We start from the raw sequence: 16,169 nt of genomic DNA, 5'->3' as shown, positions 1-16,169 counted from the left end.
ATTTAAATTATAAAAAATAACAAAAATGAAAAAACTAATTTTATCCGTAGCATTTTTAGTTACAATGACTATGAGCCAAGCTCAAGAAAATGAAAAACAAACAACTAAGTAACTTTTGGCAAGGAAAGGTTAATGGTTTAATTGTTAGTAGATTGAATCATGGATTGCATAGTAATCCGGATGCTAAGAGAGTTAAAATGTTAAATGAAGATTTAGAAAATGAGTTTGGTAAAGGAGGGAATGACAAAGCTCCTGAGAATCAAAATTCACTAAATAGACTAATGAAACTGAGAACATTTAGGACCTTAAATAAAGCAGCCGGCGGAAAAGATGATGTAAATTTTGTTGATTCTTCTTGGTCAGAAGATGGTGCTTCTGCGCAATTTATGACCCTTATAGAAAGTAAAGGAGAATTATATATAGGTTCAAATAATGGTTTTATAAGTATTTATAGAAGTGCATTTTCTTCATATAGGGAAACAGCGGGAATATTGATTCACGAATTTGGTCATGCTATTTCTCGAAATAGAAGTTATTTTGCTAACTATTATAAAAGGTATAACAATTGGAATAAGGCTATAGCATGTGATGAAGTATTTGCTTATGGATTTCAAGATAGATATGGTTTTTCTTTTTATCAACCTGGGTCAAAACTTTATTTACCAGGATCGCAGAGAGCATTTACTAAATTAACAAATTAATTAAAATTTTAATAAAATGAAATCTTTAATAAACGTTATAGCGATTTTTTTAATTTTTATTTCTTGTAATAAAAGAGCAACAGAGGTTTCTTCTAGTATAATTAAAATTAGAGTTTTTAATTTTGTTACTAACAATTATGAGATTTTTAATTCTAAAAAAATTGAAATAAAAAACAATATTCATTATTTTGTTTATGATTTTGACAAGCATAAAGATACTCTTAAGCTCTTTGGTGAAAATATTTATTTTAATAATCAAAAATTAAAAAAAATTGACTCGGAAGATATATATGTTAATGGTAAATATTATTCTATTTCAAAATGTTACTATGAAGATGAGAAAAACTTCAAGTTTGATAAATATCTATTTATTAACGAAGAAATAGGCTTACTTTTTTTGCAAAACTTATTTACTGGGAATATGTATGAATATGATATTCAGAAGTACCATTTAATGCATAAAAGGATAGCTTTAAATAAGTTAAATTTTAAAAGTGGAGACTTTGAGATAAAATATAATAAAATGGATTATAAAGATCTGAATTACAATTTAAATATACGAAAAACTGATAGTATGGATTTAAAATCCGTCCCGTGATTTTTTGTTCTCAATTATTTGAATAAGTGATAAAAAAGGTAGCGTTTTTTTATATTTTTTTATGGTAAACCCGTAAAATTTAAAATTAAGATAGATATAATTTTATAAAAATGTTCTTGTTTGTTGATAATACTTAATTTCTCTTTTCAACTTTTCTCTTAAACTTTATGGTTATTTCACTGCAACTTTTATCTTTGTAAGTTGATAGAAACGGAATTTTATGCAAAAGAATAATAAAAGAAGAGAAGCATTATTGTATCACGCAAAACCTACACCTGGTAAAATTCAGGTGGTGCCTACAAAAAAATATGCTACACAACGTGATTTGTCATTGGCTTACTCACCCGGAGTAGCAGAGCCTTGTTTGGAAATCGCAAAAGATGTAAACAACGTTTATAAATATACAGCTAAAGGAAATTTAGTAGCAGTTATTTCAAATGGAACTGCTGTTTTAGGCTTAGGAGATATTGGTCCTGAGGCTTCAAAACCTGTGATGGAAGGTAAAGGACTTTTGTTTAAAATATTTTCAGATATTGATGTTTTCGATATTGAAGTAGATACTAAAGATGTAGATGCTTTTATTGAAACCGTTAAGAATATAGCCCCTACTTTTGGAGGTATCAACTTAGAAGATATAAAAGCCCCGGAATCTTTTGAAATTGAAAGACGTTTAGTTGAAGAATTGGATATTCCAATTATGCACGACGACCAGCACGGAACGGCGATTATTTCCTCTGCAGCATTATTAAACGCGTTAGAACTTGCAGGTAAGGAAATTAGCCAAGTCAAAGTGGTGGTTTCAGGCGCAGGCTCTGCGGCTTTAGCTTGTGCCAATTTATACGTGGCGTTAGGCGTAAAACCAGAAAATGTGTACATGTTTGATGTAAATGGTTTGCTAACGGTTTGTCGTGATGATTTATCTGAATTGCAAAAAAAATATGCTAAAACATGTGATCCTGCACCATTAAGCGAAATGATTAAAGGTGCTGATGTGTTTCTTGGACTTTCGGTTGGTAATATTTTAACACCAGATATGTTATTGACCATGGCTAATGATCCTATTGTTTTTGCTATGGCTAACCCAGTTCCAGAAATTGATTATAATGTTGCTATCAATACTCGTGAAGATATTATTATGGCTACTGGACGTTCCGATTATCCGAATCAAGTTAATAATGTACTAGGTTTCCCCTATATTTTTAGAGGGGCATTAGATGTTCGAGCTAAAAAAATCAATGAAGCGATGAAAATGGCTGCGGTTCGAGCCTTGGCAAAATTAGCTAAAACACCGGTTCCAGAGCAAGTGAATATTGCTTATGGAGAGAAAAAATTGGTTTTTGGTCGCGATTATATTATTCCTAAGCCATTTGATCCTAGACTAATATCTACTGTTTCACCAGCGGTAGCTAAAGCGGCTATTGAATCAGGTGTGGCGCAACAAGAAATTCAAGATTGGGATAAATACGCAGATGAATTACAAGAACGTCTAGGTTCCGATAATAAATTGGTTAAATTGTTAACCAACAGAGCTAAAACCGATCCTAAGCGAATTGTATTTGCCGAAGCTGATCATTTAGATGTTCTCAAAGCAGCTCAAATTGTTTATGAAGAAGGGATTGGTCAACCTATTTTATTAGGAAATAATGAAATTATTCAGGAATTAAAAGAAGAGATTGGTTTTGAAGCGGAAGTGCCTATTATCGATCCAAAATCCAAAGAAGAGGATAAACGTAGAGAAAAATATGCCCAATATTTTTGGGAAACCCGCCAAAGAAGAGGTATTTCTTTATTAGATGCCCAAAAATGGATGCGTGAGCGAAATTATTTTGCCTCAATGATGATTAATACTGGTGATGCTGATGCTTTAGTAACAGGTTACTCTAGAAGTTATCCATCGGTAGTCAAACCAGTGATGCAATTGATTGATAAACAACAAGGGGTATCGCGAATTGCCACTACGAATATCATGAATACTAAACGCGGACCTTTGTTTTTGTCAGATACCGCTATTAATCCTAATCCTTCCGCCGAAGATTTAGCTAAGATTGCTTTAATGACAGCTAAAACAGTTCGTATGTTTGGAATTGAACCTGTGATTGCTATGATTTCATTTTCTAATTTTGGTTCTTCTTCTGATGAAAGTGCTGTAAAAGTTAGACAAGCAGTTAAGTTTTTACATGACAATCACCCTGAATTAATCGTTGATGGAGAGGTACAAACTGATTTTGCATTGAATCCAGAAATGTTAAAAAGTAAGTTTCCGTTCTCTAAATTAGTAAATAAAAAAGTAAATACATTAATTTTTCCTAACTTGGATGCGGCAAATATTACATACAAGATGTTAAAGGAATTGGATAAAGTAGTTTCTATCGGTCCAATAATGCTTGGATTAGACAAACCAGTACATATTTTTCAATTAGGAGCAAGTGTAGAGGAAATGGTTAATATGGCTGCTGTTGCTGTGGTAGATGCACAAGAGAAAAGTAAAAAATGGACACAAAATAGAAAGAAAAATAATAAATGATAGCACATATTCAAGGGCGATTGGTAGAAAAAACACCTACAGATGTAGTGATTGATTGTCATGGGGTAGGATACCAAATACATATTTCATTGCATACCTTTTCTCAAATACCAGATGCTGAGAATATTAAGCTATATACATATTTGCAAATTAAAGAAGATGCTCACAATCTCTATGGTTTTGCAGAAAAAAAAGAACGCGAATTGTTTAAATTATTACTTTCGGTTTCTGGTGTAGGAGCTAGTACAGCAAGAACTATGTTATCTTCATTAGCGCCAGAACAAATAATTCAAGCCATTGCTTCTAATGATGTCGGTACCATTCAATCTATTAAAGGGATTGGTGCAAAAACGGCTCAACGTGTAATTCTTGATCTAAAAGACAAGATTCTAAAATTATATCAAATTGAAGAAGTTTCTGGTTCTTCATACAATACAAATAAAGAAGAAGCGTTATCTGCATTAGAAGTTTTAGGTTATGTAAGGAAGAATGCAGAAAAAATATTGGAAAAAATTATTACCAATACTCCTAATGCGTCAGTAGAAGATTTAATAAAACAAGCTTTAAAACTATTATAGATTTGAAAAATTGGTTAACAAAAATATGTTCAGGTAAAAGCATTTTTTCCTTATTGATGTTGTTTGGGATAGATGCAATGGCTCAAGACACACCTACAATCACACAAGATAGTGTTAAAACGGGTTATAGCATTGGACAAATTGATTTACCTAATCCAACGAGCATATTAGAAGGGTATACTTATGATCCACAAACAGATCGTTACATTTATACAGCTACAGTTGATGGATTTAATATTAATTATCCGTTAATTTTAACTCCTGAAGAGTATGAAAAGTTAGCCACTAAAGAAGCTATTCGTAAACACTTTTATGAAAAAGGATTGGCAGCCGATGATAAAAAAGGAACCGATCAGGCGAAGCGAAATTTATTGCCAAAATACTATGTAAACTCTAAATTTTTTGAAGCTATTTTTGGCGGAAACACCATAGACGTCAAGCCTACAGGTACAGTAGAAGTTGATTTAGGTATTCGTTTCACAAAGCAAGATAATCCTTCCTTTTCTCCAAGAAATAGAAGGACAACTGCTTTTGATTTTAACCAAAGAATTTCTGTAGGTTTACAAGGGAAAGTCGGTACTAGAATGAATGTAAACATTAATTATGATACACAGTCTACGTTTGCTTTTCAAAATTTAATTAAGTTAGATTATTCTCCAACAGAAGATGATATTCTTCAGAAAATTGAAGTAGGAAATGTTAATTTCCCATTGTCAAATTCTTTAATCCGCGGAGCCCAAAGCTTATTTGGGGTAAAAGCCCAATTTAAATTTGGTAAAACAACTGTAACGGGCGTCTTTTCCGAACAAAAGTCCCAAACAAAATCAGTAATGTCTCAAGGAGGAGGAACCATTCAAGAGTTTGATTTTTTTGCTTTGGATTATGATGCTGATAAACACTACTTTTTATCTCAATATTTTAGAAATAAATATGACCAAGCGTTGAGAAGTTATCCTATAATTGATTCACGAGTACAAATCAAAAGAATTGAAGTTTGGGTAACCAATAAGCAAAATAGAGTTACAAACACAGATAACAATTTAAGAAATATTATTGCTTTACAAGATTTAGGAGAATCTAGATTAAATGGTATTGCTGATAATGAAGTAATAGGAGTCGATTTAGGTCTTTATCCCGCTTTTATCAATGTAGCTCCTGATTCTCCTACTGACAATAAAAATAATAAATTTGATCCTGGACAAATAGGGTCAAACTATTTGAATAGTAATATTAGAGAAATAGCCACAGCAAGTAATGGTTTCTCGACTGTTACAGGAATGAATGAAGGGCAGGACTATTCAAAATTAGAAAATGCAAGAAAGTTGTCTCCATCAGAGTATTCATTTCATCCACAGTTAGGTTATATTTCCTTGAATCAGAGGTTACAAAATGATGAGGTATTAGCGGTGGCTTATCAATATACGATAGGAGATGAAGTGTATCAAGTGGGTGAATTTGCAACAGATGGAGTTGAATCAACTCAGGTTAGTAATACAGGAGTTCCAACTACACAAGCTTTAATCTTGAAAATGTTAAAAGGAAGCTTGGTGGCGGTAAACGAACCAACTTGGGACTTGATGATGAAAAATATTTATCAAATTCCTGGTGGATCTCAATTGAATAAAGAAGATTTTAAATTCAATATTTTATATCAAGATCCTTCACCATTGAATTATATTTCTCAATCAGGTTTAGATCCATTACCAGCAGATGTACAAAACACCACTTTGTTAAAAGTATTAAACTTAGATAAATTGAATTTTACAAATGATCCTCAACCTAATGGAGATGGTTTTTTTGATTACTATCCTGGTTTAACTGTTGATCCACAATATGGTAGAATCATTTTTACAACCGTTGAGCCGTTTGGGTCGTATTTGTTTAAAAAATTGAGTCTAAATCCAAGTGAAAATTATGATGCTAACTTAACTTACAACTCTAATCAATCAAAATACGTATTCAGAACTCTTTATAAAGCTACACAAGCTGCTGCATTGCAAGAAAGTGCAAAAAACAAGTTTAAATTAAAAGGTAGTTTTAAATCTTCTGGCGGAGATGGAATTGCGCTAGGTGCATTCAACGTGCCTCAAGGGAGTGTAGTTGTAACAGCTGGTGGAAGAACATTGGTAGAAGGTGTAGATTATACCGTTAATTATCAAGCGGGTAGAGTTCAAATTTTAGATCCTGCTTTGACAGCTTCTAATACACCAATACAAGTTTCATTGGAAAATAATGCTGTTTTTGGGCAACAAACCAGAAGGTTTTATGGAGTTAATGTAGAACATAAATTTAATGATAAATTTTTTATAGGGGCTACTTTCTTAAAGTTATCCGAAAGACCTTTTACACAAAAATCAGATTATAACCAAGAATCTGTAAATAATACCATTGTAGGTTTTAATACTAATTTTTCAACAGAATTACCATTTTTAACCCGTTTAGTAAATAAGCTACCTAATGTAAAAACAGATGTGCCTTCCAATTTGTCTTTCCGAGGTGAGTTTGCTTATTTATTGCCAAACGCTCCAAAGACTGCTAATTTTAATGGTGAACCTACTTCTTATATAGATGATTTTGAAGGTTCTCAATCCAATATAGATTTGAAATCTCCTCAATCATGGGCTTTGGCTAGTGCACCGATTGGTTTTGGTGGTGAATTTGGTGAAGATATTTTGAATTATGGATATAAAAGATCAAAAATATCTTGGTATACTATTGATCCTGTTTTCTATACACAAGCTCCTTCTGGAATTGATAATAATGATTTGTCTTCAAATAAAACCAGAAGAATTTTTAGTCAAGAGTTATTTCCTAATGTTGATATTGCTCAAGGACAAACCAATGTAATTAGTACCTTAGATTTAACCTATTATCCTAGAGAACGAGGTCCTTATAATTACAATCCAATTGCCGCAGCAACTAATGGTTTTTCAGCTGCAGATGCACCTAATAATTGGGGTGGAATCATGCGTGCTATCAATACTACTAATTTTGAACAAGCAAACGTTGAGTACATTCAATTTTGGGTAATGGATCCATATTATGGAAATCCTGGTGATACCTCTAATAATACAAATACAGGTACGCTGACTTTTAATTTAGGAGAAATTAGTGAAGATATATTAAAAGATGGTAGAAAGTTATATGAAAACGGTTTGCCTGAAAATGGTGGAGCTCAGTCTACTATTCCTTCAAATTGGGGTAAAGTTCCAGCGTCACAGTCTTTGATTTATGCTTTTGATACGAATGAGGCTAATCGTCAGGTTCAAGATTTAGGTTTAAATGGATTGGCTGATGCCGAAGAAGCTGCAAAACATCCTGCTTTTGCCATTTATCCAGATCCCTCTGCTGATAACTATAATTTTTATCTCAACGCTTCTGGAAATGTATTAGAGCGTTACAAGAATTATAATGGTTTAGAAGGAAATTCGCCAGTAACTGTTACAGATACAAATCGTGGAAGTACAACTTTACCCGATGTAGAAGATTTGAACAGAGATAATACAATGAATACCATTAATGCATATTTTAAATTTAATGTGAATATTGCACCTAATCCACAAATTGGTCAAAATTACGTATCTGATATTAGAGAAACGACTCAAACCATGGCAAATGGTCAAACTACTATATCGCGTTGGGTACAATATAAAATTCCTATTCAAGAAGCTACAGCTGCAAATATTGAAGGGGCTATTTCAGATTTTAGAACCATTCGTTTTATGAGAATGTTTTTAACAGGATTTAATGAAGATATTACTCTTAGATTTGGGACATTAGACTTGGTTCGTGGTGAATGGAGAAGATATAATTCTTCATTAGATGTTACTGATCCAACGTTGGCTGACGATAATACAGGTTTTGATGTGGTTGCAGTTAATATTCAAGAAAATGCGAATAGAACACCTATTAATTATGTAACACCTCCTGGGGTAGATAGAGAACAGTTGTATAATAATAATAGCGTAATTAATCAAAATGAGCAATCGTTATCATTGCGAGTTTACAAAAAAGACGCTTCCTCTCCTGATTTAGGTGGATTAGAAAAAGGAGATGCTAGAGCCGTGTTTAAAAATGTTAGTGTAGATATGCGTCAATATAAAAAAATGCGTATGTTCTTGCATGCTGAAGCTTTGCAACCACCAACGGAAACACAACCATTACAGAATGACCAAATGACTGCCTTTATTCGTTTTGGTAATGATTTTACAGATAACTTCTATGAAGTAGAAATGCCTTTAAAAGTTAGTACTTTTGGAGATAATTCACCAAGTTCAGTTTGGCCAGCCGAAAACGAAATAGAATTGCCTTTGGCTTTATTAACACAATTGAAAAGCTTAAAATTAGCGAATGATCCTTTAATTGTTCCAGATGCTAATGGGGTTGCTTATTTGAATGAAAGGGTATTGGGTTCCGCTAACGATAGAATTAATGTCGGAATTAAAGGTAATCCTAACTTTGGTTTGGTACGAACTTTAATGGTAGGGGTTAAAAATAAAACATCTAATGATCCAATACGAGGTGAAGTTTGGTTTAATGAACTTCGTATGTCTGATATGGATAACAAAGGAGGTTATGCAGCCGTTGCTAATTTAGATTCGAATTTAGCGGATTTTGCAAATATTTCAGCTACTGGTAGAATGAGTACAATTGGTTTTGGTGGTATTGAGCAAGGGCCAAATGAGAGAAGTAGAGAAAATGTAAAACAATATGATATTGTTACTAATCTTAATTTAGGTAAAATGTTGCCTAAAAAATGGAAAGTTAATTTGCCATTTAATTATGCTGTTGGAGAGCAATTTATTACGCCTAAGTATGATCCACTTTATCAAGATATTGAATTAAATCAGATTCTTGACGCTACTTCTGATGCCTCTAGAAGAAGTGAAATCAAAAATAGAGCTATTGATTACACAAAAAGAACTAGTGTTAACTTCATTGGTGTTAAAAAAGAAAAGGGCGAAAATCAGAAATCTCATTTTTATGATGTAGAAAATCTTATTTTGTCTTATTCGTTTAATGAAATGCAACATCATGATTTTCAAATAGAAAGTTTAGTAGATCAGCAGCAGAAAACAGCAGTAGATTATGCTTATGCCTTTAAACCCGTAACAGTTGAGCCTTTTAAGAAGAATAAATTCTTTAAGAAAAGTGGATACTATAAAATGTTAAGTGACTTAAATTTCAACTTATTACCAAGTAATATTTCATTTAGCTCTAATATTATGCGTCAATTTAACAGACAACAATTTAGATTGATTGATGTACAAGGTATTGGTATTGATCCAATGTATAGAAGAAATTACTTTTTTAATTACCAATATGGTTTCAATTTCCCATTGACCAAGGCGTTGAAAGTAAATTATACAGTTGCTAATAACAATATTGTTAGAAATTACTTTGATGATAATAAAAATCCAATTGATGGACTAGATATTTGGCATGACTATTGGAATATTGGTACACCAAATACGCACAATCAACAATTGACAGTTAATTATGATTTGCCATTAAACAAAATACCAGCTCTAGGGTTTATTACTAAATCATCTTACATTTATACGAGTGATTTTAGTTGGCAGCGTTCTTCTGATGCCTTTTCAACATTTTTAGCCGGAGATGGTACGCTATATCAGTTGGGAAATACAATTCAAAATTCAGGTTCTCACAAGTTTAATATGAACTTGAATATGGATATGTTTTATAAATACATTGGATTAACAACTAAGAAGAATAATAAAGTAACTTCAAATGTTAAAAAGACACCACCTAAACCGGGAGAAAAATTAGCACCAACTGCAACTAAAACAATTTCTGAGGATAGAGGTCAATTGAGCAAATTTTTAATAGGGTTAGTTACTAGTGTTAAAAACATCCAATTGAACTATACTGAGAGTGGAGGAACGATGCTTCCTGGATATTTACCTGGCTTAGGATTCTTTGGTACATCCAAACCATCACTTGGTTTTGTTTTTGGAGATCAGTCAGACATTCGATATGAAGCAGCAAAATATGGATACCTTACTAATTATCCAGAGTTTAATCAGAACTTTACTCAAATTAAAACTAAACGATTTGATTATACTGCTCAAGTTGAACCTATTTCCGATTTAAAGATTGATTTAATAGCCGAGCGTAATTATTCTGAAAATTATTCTGAGCAATATGATGTTTCTCCAGACGGAATGTATAATTCACGTTCACCTTACAATACGGGTAATTTTAATATTTCTACTATTTTAATTAAAACAGCATTTAAAACAAGTAATGAAAATGAATCTGAAATTTTTGATCGTTTTAGGAAAAATAGATATGCCATCGCAACTAGGTTAGCAGAGGAGTATTATGGAGGTGGTGGTTATCCGGTAGATTTAGAAGGTTACCCAGTCGGATTTGGTAAAAATTCACAAAGGGTTTTATTGCCCGCTTTTGTTTCTGCTTATTCAGGAATTAAAACATCATCAGTTAATACAGGTTTGTTTAGAAATTTTCCACTTCCTAACTGGACGATTAAGTATACTGGTTTAATGAAAATAGATTGGTTTAAAGATAACTTTAAACGTTTTTCATTGCAACACGGATACCGTTCAAGTTATAGTGTAAATGCGTTCCGTTCTAATTTAAATCCTAATCCTATTGATTCAAACGGAAACTTTTATCCTGATGTTATTACTTCTAATGTTAACTTAACCGAACAGTTTAATCCATTAGTAATGATTGATTTTGAGATGAAAAATTCTTTTAATTTTAAGGTTGGTGTTAAGAAAGATAGAACTATGAATATGAGTTTTGACAACAATTTGTTGACCGAAGTACAAGGGCATGACTACACAATTGGTTTGGGTTATAGAATTAAGGATGTTACAATTAATTCAAAATTAGCAGACAATGCTACAGGGTTGATTAAAAGTGATGTGAATTTAAAAGCAGATTTTACTTTAAGAAGAAATATGACGATTGTTCGTTATTTAGATTATGATAACAATCAACTAGGTGGAGGACAAAATATTTGGTCAGTTAAGCTAACAGCTGATTATTCCTTTAGTAGAAATTTAACGGCTATTTTCTTTTACGATCATCAGTTTTCAAAGGCAATTATATCTACTGCTTTTCCAATAACTAACATACGTTCTGGTATAACGGTTAGATATAATTTTGGTAACTAAAAAATAAATAAAAAAATAAGCATAAATTTCAGAATAACTTTTAAATTTGTTCTCTAACAACAAGTAATATAATGATTGTTGCTAACTATTGATGTTTGCACTATCAAAATTAATTTTATTAAAATATGAATATTCCAGCAAATTTAAAGTACACTAAAGATCATGAATGGGTTTTATTAGAAGGTGATGTAGCAACAGTAGGGATTACTGATTTCGCGCAAAAAGAATTAGGCGATATTGTTTATGTTGAAGTAGAGACTTTAGATCAAACTCTTGCAAAAGATGAGGTTTTTGGTACAGTAGAAGCGGTTAAAACAGTATCTGATTTATTTTTACCTCTTTCAGGTGAAATTATTGAATTTAATGAAGAATTAGAATCTTCTCCAGAGAGTGTTAATTCTGATCCATATGGCGCAGGATGGATGATCAAAGTTAAAGTGTCTGATACGTCAGAAGTAGATTCATTATTGTCTAGTGATGCGTACAAAGCACTTATTGGGGCGTAATTTCTTCTTTTTTTTATCGATTGCTTGGACAGGGATAATTTTTTATCTCTGTTTAGCAGAATCCTCAAACTTGCCAAAAATTGCTTTTCCACTCAAAGATAAAATAGTTCATTTTTTCTTTTATTTTATTTTTGTTTTGCTTTTTGCTATCAGTTTAAAAAAAAGGAAAACAATTTTTCTAAGAAGAATTTTGATTTTTGCTATTCTCCTTGGGTTGTTGATAGAATTTATGCAAGAAATGTATACTAAATCTAGATCGTTCGATTGGTTTGATGTTCTTTCAAATGCTATTGGAGCGGCAGTTGGATTTTTTGTCGTCAATTACTTTTTATTTTCAAAACAAAAAATAAAATCTCACTGAAGTGAGATTTTTTAATTTACACTTAAAGCATGGATATTAAACAATATTTAGATTCAACATATTTAAAAACTGCTGAACAAGCCGGTATTTCTGAACAAGAGAATGAAAAAATAGTAGCAGCTTGTATACAAGAGGCTATTAATGAGCGATTTAAATTGATTATGATTCGGCCGCAATTTGTGAAATTAGCGAAACAAATGATAACCGAGCAAAAATCGGAGGTTTTAGTGGGTACTGTGATTGGTTTTCATGAAGGGACTACTACAATTGAAGAAAAATTGAATGAAGCTGAGCAAGCTGTTCAAGATGGTGTTGATGAATTAGATTATGTGGTTAATTTTCAAGCTTTCAAAGACGGGATTATTGATCTTGTAAAAAATGAAGTTTTATTAGGTACAAAATTTGGATTAAGCCATCATAGAGTTGTTAAGTGGATCATTGAAACAGCGGCATTAGATGGCTCGCAAATTATTCAGTTATCTTCTTTAATAAAAAATGTGGTTATTGCTCATTTTAAAGAAACAGATTATGATAAAGTTTTTGTAAAATCTTCAACAGGTTTCTATAAAACGGAAAATGGATTGCCTAATGGTGCTACTATTCCAGCCGTAAAGGCAATGTTAGAAAATGCATTTCCACTTCCAGTTAAGGCTTCGGGTGGAGTAAAAACTCAAGACGATGCCATTGAAATGATTAAATTAGGTGTTAAACGAATTGGAACATCTTCGGCAAAAGCTATCGTTGAAGGGAAAGAAAATAAGAGTGATTATTAATTTCTTCAAGTGTTACTATAAAATGTAAAAAACTCAAAATTGGGTTTATTTAAAGAAATCTTATTTATATCTTTGTGGCCAATTAATGAAGCCTTTGGAAACAACAACAAATAATACATCATTCTTGATAGATTTTAAAGAGATTACTAAAGCTGGTTTAGCTATTAGTGTTGTTTTTTCTTCTTTAGTGGGTTATCTTTTGGGCTACTCTGATGAGCATCCGTTCAACTGGTTTACTCTTTTTTTGTTGGCTATTGGTGGCTATTTCATGGTTGGAGCTTCAAATGTTTTTAATCAAGTGATTGAGAAAGATTTGGATGCTAAAATGGATCGTACAAAAAATAGACCACTCCCCTCTGGTAGAGTCTCATCTCAAAATGCATTATTGTTAGGGTTTGCTTTAACGTTAGCAGGTCTGATTATTTTGTATTTTATCAACCCTAAAACGGCTATGTTTGGTGCTATATCTATATTTATGTATGTAAGTATGTATACGCCGCTAAAGACGTTAACTCCTTTGTCTGTATTTGTGGGGGCTTTTCCTGGTGCTATACCTTTTATGTTGGGCTGGGTGGCTGCAACAGGTAACTTTGGAATTGAAGCAGGGACTTTGTTTTTGATTCAGTTCTTTTGGCAGTTTCCCCATTTTTGGGCTATAGGTTGGTTTTTGTTTGAAGATTATGAAAAAGCTGGTTTCTTCATGTTACCTACAGGTAAGCGTGATGCTAAAACAGCAATACAAATTATTTTATATACTTTTTGGTTGATAGTTGCTTCTGTGTTGCCAGTTTTTGGTTTTACTGGTGCTTTGACTTTGTCAATTGTGGGTACTGTAGTAGTAACCTTACTTGGTTTGTGGATGCTATATTTTGCCTTTAAATTATATAAAAATAGAGATGCAATTTCTGCAAAAAAATTAATGTTAGTTAGTGTAACTTATATAACTTTGTTGCAAATTGTCTATGTAATTGATAAATTTATTTAAAATGGAATTAACCGCTCAAGAACAATACGAGAGAAAAGCAAAGTCGTACAAGCTTTTGTTGCTTTTTGGAATGGTAAGCATCTTGATGATTTTTGCTGGATTTACAAGTGCTTACGTAGTCAGTAAATCAAGACCTGACTGGCTAAAAGATTTTGTTCTACCTTCAGCTTTTATTTGGAGTACTCTATCTATTTTGTTAGGTAGTTTAACTTTTCATATGGCGTTAAAAACTATAAAAAAAGGAGAAATTAAGAAAACAACGATATTTTTATTGTCTACTTTAGTGTTAGGGATATTGTTTGTTTTTTTACAATTTAAAGGTTTTGATCAGGTAATAGAGCAAGGTTATTTTTTTACAGGAAGTAATAGTAATGTTACTACTTCATTCTTGTATATCGTAGTGCTTGTGCACATTGTTCACTTATTTGGAGGTATTATTTCGCTTTTAATTGTAATTTATAATCATTTTAAACAAAAATACAATCCCGTGCAATACCTTGGTATTGAGCTAAGTGCATATTATTGGCACTTTATGGATTTTATATGGATTTACTTGTTTTTATTTTTCTATTTTTTCAAATAGAAAAAAAATAATAAATTTGGGAACTTTTTAACAAAAAACAATTTATGGGTGCTACAGTTACACATGAACACGCTTTATTAGACGGAGGACCAGGGCCAATGGGTGCAACCTATGGTAAAATGATGATGTGGTTCTTCATCGTATCAGATGCTTTAACATTCTCAGGGTTTATTGCAGCTTACGGATTTTCAAGATTTAAATTTATTGAAACTTGGCCAATTGCCGATGAAGTGTTTACTCACTTCCCTTTCTTACACGGAGTTACCGCTCCAATGTATTATGTAGCTTTGATGACATTTATCTTGATTTTCTCATCAGTTACTATGGTATTAGCAGTTGATGCTGGTCATCAAATGAAAAAATCTAAAGTAGCTTTCTACATGTTCTTAACTATTATTGGTGGATTCATCTTCTTAGGTTCACAGGCTTGGGAATGGAAGAATTTCATTAAAGGAGAATATGGAGCTGTGGAAACTAGAGGAGGATCTATTTTACAGTTTGTTGATAAAGAAGGTAAAAGGGTTGCTCTAGCTGATTTTGCAGCTAATTTACCTGAAGAAAGAGAACAATTAACTAGAGATAAAGGTTTTTGGTTTGAAAAAGAATCGTCAATTTCTGAGCATTCTGTTGCAGAAGTTATTGCTGGTTTCAAAGCAAATCCTAACCTTTTAATAAGAACTGAAGTTATCAATAAAGAGACTAAACATAAAACTACTTTATCAAGAGAAGAGTCTTTGAAAAAATTAGAGCAAGATGCAGTTTTAGTTGTTGAAGGTGCAAATCTTAAACACAATGAATATGGTCATAAATTATTTGCTGATTTCTTTTTCTTTATAACTGGTTTCCATGGATTTCACGTATTCTCTGGGGTTATCCTTAACATTTTAATTTTCTTTAATGTTATTATAGGGACATATGAGAAAAGAGGAAGTTATGAAATGGTTGAGAAAGTTGGATTATATTGGCACTTTGTAGACTTAGTTTGGGTGTTTGTATTTACCTTCTTCTATTTAGTTTAATCTTAGAAAAAAGAACGATATTATGGGACACGCACACGAGTCAAACACTAAAAGAATTTGGACTGTATTTGGAATACTGTCTGTAATTACAACATTTGAAGTTGCTTTAGGTATTATAAAACCTCATGTTTTACATCATGGTACTTTTTTAAGTATGAGTTTGTTGAACTGGATTTTCATTATTCTAACAGTTGTTAAAGCTTATTATATCATGTGGGCTTTCATGCACTTAGAAGGGGAAACAAAAAGTTTAAGATGGTCTATAGTTGCACCATTAGTTTTTTTGATTCTTTATTTATGTTTTATCATCTTAGTTGAAGGTGATTATGTTTTTGAAGTTTTCAAAAATTCACATTATAAATGGATATTTTAATA

The 16,169-nt window shown here is 32.0% G+C and carries 12 protein-coding genes; all 12 read left to right on the top strand.

The genetic code is table 11. The features are described from left to right. The first annotated feature begins 89 nt into the window (after positions 1-89). The 12 genes from QZ824_RS06900 (at position 90) to QZ824_RS06845 (ending at position 16,167) form a co-directional block, all read left to right on the top strand. The gene (locus QZ824_RS06900; protein ID WP_291275287.1) at positions 90-701 is read left to right on the top strand and encodes a hypothetical protein; all 612 of its coding nucleotides are present in this window, start codon (positions 90-92) and stop codon (positions 699-701) included. A gap of 16 nt (positions 702-717) precedes the next feature. Then, on the top strand, positions 718-1,299 hold the full coding sequence (locus tag QZ824_RS06895) for a hypothetical protein (RefSeq protein ID WP_291275286.1): 582 nt from the start codon (positions 718-720) through the stop codon (positions 1,297-1,299). Between the two features lie 220 nt (positions 1,300-1,519). After that, positions 1,520-3,823, top strand: a complete 2,304-nt coding sequence (locus QZ824_RS06890; RefSeq protein ID WP_291275285.1) for an NADP-dependent malic enzyme — start codon at positions 1,520-1,522, stop codon at positions 3,821-3,823. After that, positions 3,820-4,401 carry a Holliday junction branch migration protein RuvA gene (gene ruvA, locus QZ824_RS06885; protein WP_291275284.1) on the top strand — a complete coding sequence of 194 codons (582 nt, stop codon included), beginning with the start codon at positions 3,820-3,822 and terminating at the stop codon, positions 4,399-4,401. Before QZ824_RS06890 ends, ruvA begins: the two co-directional genes overlap by 4 nt. A gap of 56 nt (positions 4,402-4,457) precedes the next feature. Beyond that, a complete protein-coding gene (sprA, locus tag QZ824_RS06880; RefSeq protein ID WP_291275289.1) occupies positions 4,458-11,567 on the top strand; it encodes a cell surface protein SprA in 7,110 nt (2,369 codons plus the stop codon). 125 nt (positions 11,568-11,692) lie between these two features. Further along, the gene (gene gcvH, locus QZ824_RS06875) at positions 11,693-12,073 is read left to right on the top strand and encodes a glycine cleavage system protein GcvH (protein WP_291275283.1); all 381 of its coding nucleotides are present in this window, start codon (positions 11,693-11,695) and stop codon (positions 12,071-12,073) included. Further along, positions 12,045-12,434, top strand: coding sequence for a VanZ family protein (locus tag QZ824_RS06870; protein WP_291275288.1), 390 nt, complete (start codon positions 12,045-12,047; stop codon positions 12,432-12,434). Before gcvH ends, QZ824_RS06870 begins: the two co-directional genes overlap by 29 nt. Positions 12,435-12,463: 29 nt before the next feature. Continuing rightward, positions 12,464-13,207, top strand: coding sequence for a deoxyribose-phosphate aldolase (gene deoC, locus QZ824_RS06865; RefSeq protein ID WP_291275282.1), 744 nt, complete (start codon positions 12,464-12,466; stop codon positions 13,205-13,207). Positions 13,208-13,292: 85 nt separating this feature from the next. After that, positions 13,293-14,192 (top strand): heme o synthase, encoded by a 900-nt coding sequence (gene cyoE / locus QZ824_RS06860; protein ID WP_291275281.1) that lies wholly within the window; start codon positions 13,293-13,295, stop codon positions 14,190-14,192. Between the two features lies 1 nt (position 14,193). Beyond that, positions 14,194-14,775, top strand: a complete 582-nt coding sequence (locus QZ824_RS06855; RefSeq protein WP_291275280.1) for a cytochrome c oxidase subunit 3 — start codon at positions 14,194-14,196, stop codon at positions 14,773-14,775. Between the two features lie 44 nt (positions 14,776-14,819). Next, the gene (locus tag QZ824_RS06850) at positions 14,820-15,794 is read left to right on the top strand and encodes a cytochrome c oxidase subunit 3 (RefSeq protein WP_291275279.1); all 975 of its coding nucleotides are present in this window, start codon (positions 14,820-14,822) and stop codon (positions 15,792-15,794) included. Positions 15,795-15,816: 22 nt separating this feature from the next. After that, a complete protein-coding gene (locus tag QZ824_RS06845) occupies positions 15,817-16,167 on the top strand; it encodes a cytochrome C oxidase subunit IV family protein (protein ID WP_291275278.1) in 351 nt (116 codons plus the stop codon). Positions 16,168-16,169: the final 2 nt, after the last annotated feature.

The sequence above is a fragment of the Flavobacterium sp. genome, from assembly GCF_021151785.1.
Lineage (GTDB): Bacteria > Bacteroidota > Bacteroidia > Flavobacteriales > Flavobacteriaceae > Flavobacterium.
This window is presented reverse-complemented; position numbering and strand designations above follow the sequence as displayed.

Excerpts from the sequence above, each read along its gene's own strand:
- QZ824_RS06855 (WP_291275280.1), top strand. The coding sequence starts at position 14,194 with ATGGAATTAACCGCTCAAGAACAATACGAGAGAAAAGCAAAGTCGTAC.
- QZ824_RS06850 (WP_291275279.1), top strand. The coding sequence starts at position 14,820 with ATGGGTGCTACAGTTACACATGAACACGCTTTATTAGACGGAGGACCA.
- ruvA (WP_291275284.1), top strand. The coding sequence starts at position 3,820 with ATGATAGCACATATTCAAGGGCGATTGGTAGAAAAAACACCTACAGAT.
- QZ824_RS06900 (WP_291275287.1), top strand. The coding sequence starts at position 90 with ATGAAAAACAAACAACTAAGTAACTTTTGGCAAGGAAAGGTTAATGGT.
- gcvH (WP_291275283.1), top strand. The coding sequence starts at position 11,693 with ATGAATATTCCAGCAAATTTAAAGTACACTAAAGATCATGAATGGGTT.
- cyoE (WP_291275281.1), top strand. The coding sequence starts at position 13,293 with ATGAAGCCTTTGGAAACAACAACAAATAATACATCATTCTTGATAGAT.
- sprA (WP_291275289.1), top strand. The coding sequence starts at position 4,458 with ATGTTGTTTGGGATAGATGCAATGGCTCAAGACACACCTACAATCACA.
- QZ824_RS06870 (WP_291275288.1), top strand. The coding sequence starts at position 12,045 with ATGCGTACAAAGCACTTATTGGGGCGTAATTTCTTCTTTTTTTTATCG.
- QZ824_RS06845 (WP_291275278.1), top strand. The coding sequence starts at position 15,817 with ATGGGACACGCACACGAGTCAAACACTAAAAGAATTTGGACTGTATTT.
- QZ824_RS06890 (WP_291275285.1), top strand. The coding sequence starts at position 1,520 with ATGCAAAAGAATAATAAAAGAAGAGAAGCATTATTGTATCACGCAAAA.
- deoC (WP_291275282.1), top strand. The coding sequence starts at position 12,464 with ATGGATATTAAACAATATTTAGATTCAACATATTTAAAAACTGCTGAA.
- QZ824_RS06895 (WP_291275286.1), top strand. The coding sequence starts at position 718 with ATGAAATCTTTAATAAACGTTATAGCGATTTTTTTAATTTTTATTTCT.